Below are 1,089 nucleotides of genomic sequence, written 5' to 3'. Positions count from 1 at the left end.
GCAGTGCAGGGTGGCGGTTCATCGCCGTCGCCGTTGGCCGTCTCGGTGGTCTCCGGGCTGCCGAGCGCGGTGCTGAGGGCGTCGATGGCGTCGCGCTGGAGGCGGAGCCGGACGTGGGCGTAAACGGCGACGGTGACGCTGACGCGGGCGGTGGCGGCTCGGATTGCGTCGCCGAGCAGGGGACGGTGGCGCAGGGCGGCGGGGGCTGGGTGCAGGGGTGTTTCAAAGTCCCGCTGATCGTGTGAGTCCGCAGGCCGGGGCAGTGTGGGGAGTCCGGGTCAGCCCGTCAGGTACGCATCGAAGCTCCAGTTGAACGAGGTGACCTTGCCAAGTCGCCTTGAACCGCTGGAGCTTCGATGTGCCGTCAGTCTGCCACCGTCTGTCTCGTCAAGTCTCCTGCTCTGGAGAGCGTGGCGGGGCTCTCGCTGGTGGAGCGGTTGCGGGTGCTGCCCGATCCGCGTCGGCGGCGCGGTGTGCGTCACCTGTTCGTGGCGGTGCTGCTGGTTGCCGCCTCGGCGGTGGTCGCCGGCGCGCGTTCGTACGCGGCGATCGGCCAGTGGTCCGCGAGCGCTCCGCAGCACGCCCTGGCCCGGCTGGGTGCTCGCGTGGCGGGCGCGCTGAGGGTGCGAATCGCGCCGAGTGCCGCCACGATCCGACGGGTCGTCAACCTGGTCTGCCCCGCTGGCCTGGCCGATCTGACCGGCGCCGATCCCGGCGGCGCGGACTCGGTGGCGCTCGACGGCAGGGCCGCCCGTGGCTCCCGGCACGGCCAGACGCCCACCGCCCACCTGCTGGCCGCGATGACCGGTGACGGCCGGACCGTCACCCGGCTGCGGGTTCCCGACAAGACGAACGAAATCACCTGCTTCGCCGCGCCGCCGGCGCCCTTCGACCTGACCGGGGTCACCGTCACGGCCGACGCCCCGCACACCCAGCGCGCCCACGCGCGGTTCCCGGTGGAGGAGAAGAAGGCCCACTGCCTGCTGGTGGTCAAGGCCAACCAGCCCGGGCTGCACCGCAGGCTCCGGTCACTGCCGTGGAAGGACGTCACCGCCCGCCGCTACGACCGCGAGACCGGCCACGGCTACA

Annotated in this window: 2 protein-coding genes; both read left to right on the top strand. The window is 72.6% G+C overall.

Features of this window, described 5'->3' with window-relative positions; genetic code table 11:
* Positions 1-245, top strand: a 245-nt coding sequence (locus tag UK12_RS43835; protein WP_045306839.1) for a hypothetical protein, incomplete at its 5' end; no start/stop codon positions are given.
* Positions 246-356: 111 nt separating this feature from the next.
* The coding region (locus tag UK12_RS32675) for a transposase family protein (RefSeq protein ID WP_197085367.1) at positions 357-1,089 on the top strand (733 nt) is incomplete at its 3' end.

This window comes from Saccharothrix sp. ST-888 (assembly GCF_000955975.1).
Taxonomy (GTDB): Bacteria; Actinomycetota; Actinomycetes; order Streptomycetales; family Streptomycetaceae; genus Kitasatospora.
Note: the sequence above shows the minus strand (reverse complement) of the source record. Positions and strands in the feature narration are given on the sequence as shown.